This is a genomic window from Variovorax sp. JS1663, from assembly GCF_002157355.1.
Lineage (GTDB): Bacteria > Pseudomonadota > Gammaproteobacteria > Burkholderiales > Burkholderiaceae_C > Variovorax.
Genome location: NZ_LYMK01000020.1, coordinates 106,331 through 115,706 on the forward strand (window position 1 = coordinate 106,331; position 9,376 = coordinate 115,706).

At 69.3% G+C, this 9,376-nt stretch carries 8 protein-coding genes; 1 reads left to right on the forward strand and 7 read right to left on the reverse strand.

The annotated features are described in order from the left end of the window. From A8M77_RS18135 to A8M77_RS18165, 7 genes are all read right to left on the reverse strand, one after another. A complete protein-coding gene (locus A8M77_RS18135; RefSeq protein WP_086922897.1) occupies positions 1–1,539 on the reverse strand; it encodes a malonate--CoA ligase in 1,539 nt (512 codons plus the stop codon). Between the two features lie 10 nt (positions 1,540–1,549). Beyond that, positions 1,550–2,311, reverse strand: a complete 762-nt coding sequence (locus A8M77_RS18140; RefSeq protein ID WP_086922898.1) for an enoyl-CoA hydratase/isomerase family protein — start codon at positions 2,309–2,311, stop codon at positions 1,550–1,552. Next, positions 2,308–3,300: a Bug family tripartite tricarboxylate transporter substrate binding protein gene (locus A8M77_RS18145; RefSeq protein ID WP_086922899.1), complete on the reverse strand. Its 993-nt coding sequence runs from the start codon at positions 3,298–3,300 to the stop codon at positions 2,308–2,310. The genes A8M77_RS18140 and A8M77_RS18145 overlap by 4 nt, the downstream gene beginning before the upstream one ends. Before the next feature lie 82 nt (positions 3,301–3,382). Further along, positions 3,383–4,861 carry a malonyl-CoA decarboxylase gene (locus A8M77_RS18150; protein ID WP_086922915.1) on the reverse strand — a complete coding sequence of 493 codons (1,479 nt, stop codon included), beginning with the start codon at positions 4,859–4,861 and terminating at the stop codon, positions 3,383–3,385. After that, positions 4,861–5,529: a GntR family transcriptional regulator gene (locus tag A8M77_RS18155; RefSeq protein WP_086922900.1), complete on the reverse strand. Its 669-nt coding sequence runs from the start codon at positions 5,527–5,529 to the stop codon at positions 4,861–4,863. The genes A8M77_RS18150 and A8M77_RS18155 overlap by 1 nt, the downstream gene beginning before the upstream one ends. Before the next feature lie 155 nt (positions 5,530–5,684). After that, the gene (lgt, locus tag A8M77_RS18160; protein WP_086922901.1) at positions 5,685–6,512 is read right to left on the reverse strand and encodes a prolipoprotein diacylglyceryl transferase; all 828 of its coding nucleotides are present in this window, start codon (positions 6,510–6,512) and stop codon (positions 5,685–5,687) included. Next, a complete protein-coding gene (locus A8M77_RS18165) occupies positions 6,512–7,480 on the reverse strand; it encodes a LysR family transcriptional regulator (protein ID WP_086922902.1) in 969 nt (322 codons plus the stop codon). The genes lgt and A8M77_RS18165 overlap by 1 nt, the downstream gene beginning before the upstream one ends. A gap of 97 nt (positions 7,481–7,577) precedes the next feature. Between A8M77_RS18165 and ilvD the strand changes: the two genes are divergently transcribed. Continuing rightward, entirely contained in the window at positions 7,578–9,272 is a 1,695-nt protein-coding gene (gene ilvD, locus A8M77_RS18170; protein WP_086922903.1) for a dihydroxy-acid dehydratase, read from the forward strand. Positions 9,273–9,376: the final 104 nt, after the last annotated feature.

Here is a 9,376-nt window from a genome sequence, read left to right on the forward strand (position 1 = left end):
TCAGGCAAACAGCTTCTTGTGCTGCTCCCGCAGCAACGCCTTCTGCACCTTGCCCATGGTGTTGCGCGGCAGCTCGGGCACGACGAAGCAGCGCTTGGGGATCTTGAAGTTGGCGAGCTTGGACTTCAGCGCCCCGATCACCGCCTCGCCCTCCAGCGCCGCGCCGGGCTTGGGCACCACGATCGCCACGCCGACCTCGCCGAAGTCCGGATGCGGCACGCCCACCAGGGCGCTTTCGGCCACGCCGGCCATCTCGTTGATGTAGCCCTCGATCTCGGCCGGGTAGACGTTGTAGCCGCCGCTGATGATCAGGTCCTTGCTGCGGCCGACGATGGTGACGTAGCCCAGGCCGTCGACCTGGCCGACGTCGCCGGTCTTGAAGAAGCCGTCGTGCGTGAACTCCTCCTTCGTCTTCTCGGGCATGCGCCAGTAGCCGGCGAACACGTTCGGCCCGGCGACCTGGATGTGGCCGATCTCGCCGCGGGGACAGGGCTCGCCGGCGTCGTCGCGCACGCGCAGCTGCACGCCCGGCAGCGGGAAGCCGACCGTGCCGCCGCGGCGCTCGCCTTGCACCGCGCTGTAGGGGTTGGAGGTGAGCATGACCGTCTCGCTCATGCCGTAGCGCTCCAGGATGGTGTGGCCGGTGCGCTCGCGCCAGGCCTCGAAGGTCTCCAGCAGCAGCGGCGCCGAGCCGGAGATGAACAGGCGCATCCCGTTGCAGGCCTCGCGCGTGAGCGTGGGCTCGGCCAGCATGCGCACGTAGAGCGTGGGCACGCCCATGAACACGGTGGCGTCGGGCAGCCGCGCCACCACACGCTTGGGGTCGAAGCGGTTGAGCCAGATCATGGGGCTGCCACTGATGAGCGCTCCATGGATCGCGACGAAGAGGCCGTGCACGTGGAAGATGGGCAGCGCGTGGATCAGCACGTCGGCGCCCTTGCGCCAGCCCCAGTAGTCCTTCAGCACCTCGGCGTTCGAGCGCAGGTTGCGGTGCGTGAGCATCGCGCCCTTGCTGCGACCGGTGGTGCCGCTGGTGTAGAGGATGGCGGCCAGGTCGTCCGGCTGCTTCTGCGCCACCCGGTGCTGGTCGCTGCACTGGGCGGCCACCTCCAGCAGCGTGCCCTTGCGGTCGTCGTCCAGCGTGAACACGTGGGGCGTACCGGCCGCGGTGGCGATCGGGGCCACCCAGCCGGCGTTGGCGCTGGTGCACACCACCACTGCCGGTTCGGCATTGCCGATGAAGTACTCGATCTCGGCCTCGCGGTAGGCGGTGTTGAGCGGCAGGAAGACGTAGCCGGCGCGCAGGGTGGCGAGGTACAGCATCATGGCCTCGACCGATTTCTCGACCTGCACCGCGACGCGGTCGCCGGCCTTCAGCCCCAGCGCGTCGAGCAGGTTGGCGATCATCGCGCTCGCGCGGTCGAGGTCGCGCCAGGAGTAGTAGAGGCCGTCGTCGGTCTCGACCGCGATGGCGTCGAGGTCCGAGGGGAAGGCGGCACGCAGCGCGGCGAAGAGGTTGGCGTTGTTCGGATCGGTCATGGCGTCGGTTTCAGAAGACGGGCGGGCGCTTGGCCAGGAAGGCCGCGATGCCCTCGCGGTGCTCGGACGAATCGGCGTAATCGTAGGCCGTCGCGAGCAGACTTTCGACGGAAACGGCCGCCAGTGTGCGCTTGTTGGCGCGGGCCGCCTCCGGCGCCAGCGCGGCGATGCGCTGCGCATGCGCCAGCGCCTTCGGGGCGAGTTCCGCATCGGGCAGCACCTGCAGCAGGAAGCCGGCGTCGTACAGGCGGCGTGCGCCGTGCACACCGGCAGCCAGCAGCATGTCGCGCGCCAGCACGTCACCGACCGCGCCGCGCACCAGGTCGGCCTCCCGTGGCGCCATCGGGAAGCCCAGCTTCGCGATCGGCGCCCCGAACTTGGCGCTCTCGCCGGCCAGCCGGATGTCGCAGCAGCTGGCGATCTCCAGGCCTGCGCCCATGCAGGCGCCCTCGATCTGCGCCACCAGCGGCAGCTCGCAGGCCCGCATCGCCGCCAGCGCGGCCCAGACCTCGTTCTCGTGGAATTCGCGCAGCGAAGCCTCGCCGAAGCGGAAGCCCGGGTACTCGGAGATGTCGCCGCCGGCGCAGAACTGGCCCCCTTCCCCGCGCACCAGCACGCAGCGCAGCGCCGGATCGGACGCGATCTGCGTCTCGAACAGGGCGCGCAGCAGGCGCCACATGGCACGCGACATCGCGTTGAGCCGGCCGGGGTTGGAAAGGGTCACGAGGGCGATCGCACCCTCGCGCTCCAGCCTGACGGCATCAGGCGTCATTCGATCTTCGCGCCCGAGGCCTTCACCACGGCGGCCCAGCGCTTGACCTCCGAGCTCACGAAGCCGCCGTAGGCCGCCATCGTGAGATTCGGAATCTCGGCACCATTGTTGGCCCAGATGACCCTGAGCTCGTCGGTGGCCAGCGCTTTCCTCATGTCCTCCACGATCTTCGCCTGCGCCTCGGCCGGCGTGCCCTTGGGCGTCCACAGGCCGTACCAGGTGGTCACCGTGTAGTCCGGCAGGCCGACTTCGGTGGCGCTGGGCACGTCGGGGAAGGCGGGGTTGCGCTTGCCGCCGGCCACCATCAATGCCTTGATGCGGCCGCCCTTGATGTGCTGGGCCGAAGAACCCAGCCCGTCGAACATGCAGTCGACGTTGCCGGAGATCAGGTCCGACAGCGCGGGCCCGGCGCCGCGGTAGGGAATGTGGGTGATGAAGGTGTTGGTCTGCAGCTTGAACAGCTCGCCGGCCAGGTGGTGCGAGGTGCCGGCGCCGGCCGAGGCGTAGTTGAGCTTGCCCGGATTGCGCTTGGCCTCGGCGACGAAGTACTTCAGGGTGGTGGCGCTGACGCGCTTGGGATTGACCACCACCACCTGCGGCACGCTGGCCAGGAGCATCAGGGGCACGAAGTCCTTCTCGATGTCGTAGTCCAGCTTGGGATAGACCGATGGCGCGATGGCATGGTGCACCGCGCCCATGAACAGCGTGTAGCCATCGGGCTGCGCCTTGGCCGCGATGCTCGCGCCCAGGGTGCCGCCGGCGCCGCCGCGGTTGTCGATCACCAGCGACTGGCCCGCCACCTTGGCGAACTGGGCCGCGAGCGGCCGCGCGAAGGCGTCGGTGCCGCCGCCCGCCGGGAAAGGCACGATCAGCGTGACCGGCTTGGTGGGCCAGCCCGACTGCGCGCGCGCGGGAACGCCGAGCATGGCGGCCGCAGTGCCGGCTGCGGCGAAACGCAGCACGTCGCGCCGCTGGAAGCTTGGGGTCATCTTTTGTCTCCTGCTACGGGTGGTATCGAAAGCGCCGGGGCCCACGGCGCACGGGACATGGCCCCTCAGGGTGCACAGTTTGTCAGCCCTTGAGAAAGAGATCGTCCACGTCGCCTGACACGGCCACCTTGCCCTGCGCCAGCAGCGCGCGGTGCTTGTCGAGCCGCTTGAGATCGTAGAGGTAGTTCACCATCAAACCATAGGATTGCTTCACGCCCTTGGGCGAGGGGTCGCCGGCCCAGTTGAGCCGCTCCACCCGTGCGCCGTTGCCCAGGTGGAAGCGCGCGACCGGGTCGACCGGCTTGCCGTCGGCCGTCGCGCGGCCCAGGTACTCGGCGGCGGCGTTCATCAGGAACTGCCGCACCGGCGACTTGGCATCCAGCGCGGCGCCCTCCTCCGCGGCGGCCAGCAGACGCTCGGCCGTGGGCGGCAGCGAGCCGATCACGCGGCCCAGCTCGGCCTGGCGCTTCTCGTCCAGGCGCTGGATCAGCGCGTCGGCCTGCTTGCCCAGCCAGCCGCGGAAACCGGGGATCGGCGACAGCGTGGCGAAGATCTTCAGGCGCGGCAGTTCCTCCTGCAGCGTCTCGACCACCCGCTTGATCAGCGAATCGCCGAAGCTCACGCCGCGCAGCCCGTCCTGCGTGTTGCTGATCGAATAGAAGATGGCGGTCGTGGCCCGGTCGGCCTTGACCGGCGCGGCCGCCTCGTCCAGCAGCGGCACGATGCCGTCGCTGATGCGGTCCACCAGCGCGACCTCGACGAAGATCAGCGGCGTGTTGGGCAGGCGCGGGTGGAAGAAGCCGTAGCAGCGGCGGTCGCTGTCCAGCCGGTTCTTGACGTCGGCCCAGCTCTTGATGTCGTGCACCGCCTCGTACTGGATCAGCTTCTCGATCAAGGAGGCCGGCGAGTCCCAGCTGATGCGGCGCAGGTCGAGAAAGGCCACGTCGAACCAGGTGGAGAACAGGTGCTCCAGCTCGGCGTCCAGCGGCAGCAGGCGGCGGTCGCTCTTGAGGTAGGGCAGCAACTCGGCGCGCAGGTCGACCAGGAAGCGCATGCCCTCCGGGTCGATGGCGAAGCGCTGCAGGAGGCGCGCGCGCGGCGACACCAGGGCGCGGCGCAGGTGCACTTCGGCCTGGGCCTCCTCGGACGTGCCCATGGCCGCCTGGTGGCGGTCGCGCGCGCTGCTGACCTTCTTCACGTCGGGCGCGAAGCGCTCGCTCATCAGCAGCCACACGTCGCGCCGCTCGTCGAGCTCGCGCCCGGCATACCACTGGACCACCGCATGGGCGCGGCGGCCGGCCTCGACCTCGCTGACGCGCGGGTCGATCACCGCCTGCAGGTCGGCCATCGCCCGGCGCAGCGCGCGCGGCGCCAGCGCCTCGCCATGGCGGCGCAGCGTGGCGTCGAGCCGCTCCGCCAGCGGGCGCGGGCCGGGGGCCGTCTTCGCGGCCTTCGGCGCCTTGGTGCCGTCGCCGGCGCGCTTGCCGGCCTCCGCCTTGGCATCGGCCGCGGGGCGCAGGCGCGAGACGTTGCGCGTGATCCAATCGGAGGCATTGGTCATCATGAGATCAGTTTCGCTTTCTGTTGCAGCGCCACGGCCCGCAGGGCCTCGCGCTGGCGGTTCAGGTGGGTGCGCATCGCGGCCTCGGCGCCGTCGCTGTCGCGCGCCTTGAGCGCAGCGAACACCGCCAGGTGCTCCGACAGGCTCTGCTCCAGCCGCCCCGGCGCGTGCAGCTGCTGCAGGCGCGCGAGCTTGAGGATCTTGCGCAGGTCGCCAATCACCTGCGCCAGCCAGCGGTTGTCCGCCAGCATGATGATGGCCTCGTGGATGGCGTAGTTGGTGGTGTAGTACTCGTTGATGCGCTTGGCGCGCGCATGGCGCGCCAGCTTGTCGTGCAGGGCCTCCAGCGCGTCGATCTCGGCATCGCTGGCATTGCGCGCCGCCTCCCAGGCGCAGCGGCCCTCGAGCAGCGCGATCACGGGGAAGATCTCGTCCAGGTCCTTCTGCGTGACCTCGGCCACGAAGCAGCCGCGCCGCGGCTCGTGCCGCAGCAGGCCCTCGGCCGTCAGCACCTTGAGCGCCTCGCGCAGCGGGGTGCGCGAGATCGACAGGCGCTCGCACAGCGCCGCCTCGTCGACGAAGCTGCCGGGGGCCAGGGTGCCGGAGAAGATCTCCTCGCGCAGCGTGGCGGCGACTTCGTGGTGCAGGGAGTTGTGAACGATGCGCATGGACAGATCGAAGGCGGCGGCAGGCGCGCGGCGGCGCCGTGATTTTCGATAATTACGCGTAATTCTGAGAATACGGGTGGCCGAAGCCAAGTGTTTTTTCCCCGGTAGTTACCCGGGGGACGGCGCGCGGACTTTGCCGGCGCCGGCCTCATGCGTCAGCCGCGCGCCGCCGCGGGCACCCGCGCCGCCGGTGCGCTGGCGTAGAGCCAGATCCCGAACGCGATCATCGGCACGCAGAGCCACTGTCCCATGCTCATGTTGAGCGCCAGCAGGCCCAGGAAGTCATCGGGCTCGCGGAAGAACTCCGCGATGAAGCGCATCACGCCGTAGCCGATCAGGAACACGGCGGACACGCGGCGCTCGCGCCGCTCCTTGCGCGCGTAGAGCCAGAGGATGACGAAGAGCAGCAGGCCTTCGAGCAGGAACTGGTAGACCTGCGACGGGTGCCTCGGCAGCATCGAGCCGCTCTGCGGGAACACCATGCCCCAGGGCAGGTCCGGGCTGCTGAAGCGGCCCCACAGCTCGCCGTTGATGAAGTTGCCGACCCGGCCCGCGGCCAGGCCGGTGGGCACGCAGGGCGCGACGAAGTCCATCACCTGCCAGAAGGGCCGCGACCGGCTGCGCGCGAACCAGCCCATGGCCGCGATCACGCCCAGCAGGCCGCCGTGGAAGCTCATGCCGCCCTGCCAGACGAAGAAGATCTCCAGCGGGTGCGTGAGGTAGTGGCCGGGCTTGTAGAACAGGCAGTAGCCGAGCCGGCCGCCGACGATCACGCCCATCACGCCGAGGAAAAGGATGTCCTCCAGGTCCTTGCGGGTCCAGGCGCCCGGCCCGGAGATGGAGCGAAAGGGCTCGTGCCGCAGGCGGCGCGTACCGAGGAAATAGAAGAGAGCGAAGGCGGCCAGGTAGGTCAGGCCGTACCAGTGGATGGCGATCGGGCCCAGTTGCAAGGCAACCGGGTTGATCTGCGGATACATGAGCATCAGCCTATTGTGCCAACGGCACTCCGGCTGACCGTGACAGCCCCTTGCGCCCGAATGAATTGCACGAAGCGACCGAGCGCTGCGTTGCCCGTCTCTGCGGGCCAGACCAGGCTGGTCTCGCAACCCGGCAGGGCCGGCGGGCGGCGGCGGGCGACCGGCGCGAACTCGGCCGCAGCGCGGTAGACCACGCCGCTGCGCCGGAACTGGGTGACGCTCTCGGGTACCCAGGCCAGGCCCAGGCCGCCCCAGACCAGGTTGACGATGGTCTGCATCTGGATCGCCTCCTGCGCGATCCGCGGAACACGGCCGGCGCCGTGGTAGAGGCCCAGGATCGCGTCGTGCAGCGAGGGCACGATGCGGCGCGGGAAGATCACCAGCGGCTCGGCCAGCACCTCTGCCAGCGGCACTTTCGGCGCGCGGGCCAGCGGATGCTTCGACGGCAGCGCCAGCACCAGCGGCTCCTGCGACACCGCCAGCCGCTCCAGGGCGGGCGGCGCAAAGCCGGGCGAATGCAGCATCAGGCCGGCATCGATCTCGCCGCGCGCGAAGGCCTCCAGCTGCACGTCGCCGGTGGCCTCCACCAACTCCAGCGCAACCTCCGGGCACTGCAGGCGGAACTCGCGCACCCAGGCCGGCAGGCGCTCGAAGCCGATGGTGGACACGAAGGCCAGCCGCACTCGCCCTACCTCCCCCGCCGCCGCCGCCCGGGCCCGCAAGGGCAGCGCCTGCGCGCGAGAGAGCAGCTCGCGCACCTCGGGCAGCAGCGCCTCGCCGGCCGGCGTGAGGGCGACCCGGCGCCGGGTGCGGTCAAAGAGCACCACGCCCAGCGTCTTTTCCAACTGTGCGATGGCCTGCGTGACGGGCGGCTGCGTCATGTGCAGGCGCTGCGCCGCGCGGCCGAAATGCAACTCCTCGGCCACCGCGAGGAACTGGCGCCAGGCGCGCAGGTCGATCCAGGCTTCTTTCATATGCCGAGCATATCAATCGGCCACGAAGATCGGATTGGAAGCAATCAGTCAATCGTCCGATACTTGACGCTCCCGATTCCCCACGAGCAGAGACACGATGGACACCAAACCGATCCAGATCAACCGCCGCAGCGCCAACATCGTCGAGGGCAAGTCGCGCGCCCCGAACCGCTCGATGTTCTACGCCATGGGCTACGAGGAAGGCGACTTCAAGAAGCCGATGGTCGGCGTGGCCAATGGCCACAGCACCATCACGCCCTGCAACTCGGGCCTGCAGAAGCTGGCCGACGCCGCCATTGCCGGCATCGAGGAAGCGGGCGGCAACGCGCAGGTGTTCGGTACGCCCACCATTTCGGACGGCATGGCCATGGGCACCGAGGGCATGAAGTACTCGCTGGTCAGCCGCGAGGTCATCTCCGACTGCATCGAGACCTGCGTCGGTGGCCAGTGGATGGACGGCGTGCTGGTCGTGGGTGGCTGCGACAAGAACATGCCCGGCGGCATGATGGGCATGCTGCGCGCCAACGTGCCGGCGATCTACGTCTACGGCGGCACCATCCTGCCGGGCCACTACAAGGGCCAGGACCTCAACATCGTCAGCGTGTTCGAGGCCGTGGGCCAGAACGCCGCCGGCAACATGAGCGACGAGGACCTGAAGGAGATCGAGCGCCGCGCCATTCCCGGCACCGGCTCCTGCGGCGGCATGTACACCGCCAACACCATGAGTTCGGCCTTCGAGGCGCTGGGCATGTCGCTGCCCTACTCTTCCACCATGGCCAACCCGCACGACGAGAAGCAGAACTCGGCCAAGGAATCGGCCAAGGTGCTGATCGAGGCGATCAAGAAGGACATCAAGCCGCGCGACATCGTGACCAAGAAGGCGATCGAGAACGCGGTGGCCGTGATCATGGCCACCGGCGGCTCGACCAACGCAGTGCTGCATTTCCTGGCGATTGCCCATGCGGCCGAAGTGGAGTGGTCCATCGACGATTTCGAGCGCATGCGCAAGAAGGTGCCGGTGATCTGCGACCTGAAGCCCAGCGGCAAGTATCTCGCGGTCGACCTGCACAAGGCCGGCGGCATCCCGCAGGTGATGAAGGTGCTGCTCAATGCGGGCCTGCTGCACGGCGACTGCATCACCATCACCGGCCAGACCATCGCCGAGGTGCTGAAGGACGTGCCGGACCAGCCGCGCGCGGACCAGGACGTGATCCGCACCATCGACAATCCGATGTATGCCGAGGGCCACCTGGCCATCCTCAAGGGCAACCTCTCGCCCGAGGGCGCGGTGGCGAAGATCACCGGCCTGAAGAACCCGGTCATCACCGGCCCGGCGCGCGTGTTCGACGACGAGCAGTCGGCCCTGCAGGCCATCCTCGACGGCAAGATCAAGGCCGGCGACGTGATGGTGCTGCGCTACCTCGGCCCCAAGGGCGGCCCGGGCATGCCCGAGATGCTGGCCCCCACCGGCGCGCTGATCGGCGCCGGACTGGGCGAGAGCGTGGGCCTGATCACCGACGGCCGCTTCTCCGGCGGCACCTGGGGGATGGTGGTCGGCCACGTGGCGCCGGAAGCGGCGGCCGGGGGCACCATCGCCTTCGTCAACGAGGGCGACTCGATCACCATCGACGCGCACCAGCTCAAGCTGGAGCTCAACGTGCCCGAAGCCGAGATTGCCAAACGCCGCGCGGGCTGGAAGGCGCCGGCGCCGCGCTATACGCGCGGGGTGCAGGCGAAGTTCGCCTTCAACGCTTCCAGCGCGAGTTCGGGGGCGGTGCTGGACAAGTTCTGAAGCTCGGTTCGAGTTCGAGTCCGGGCGGGATCAGGCCGGCGGGGTGCGCTGCTCCGCTCATGTCCCCCGGCGGCCTGCGGCCGCCTCCTCCTTTACTTCGCTAC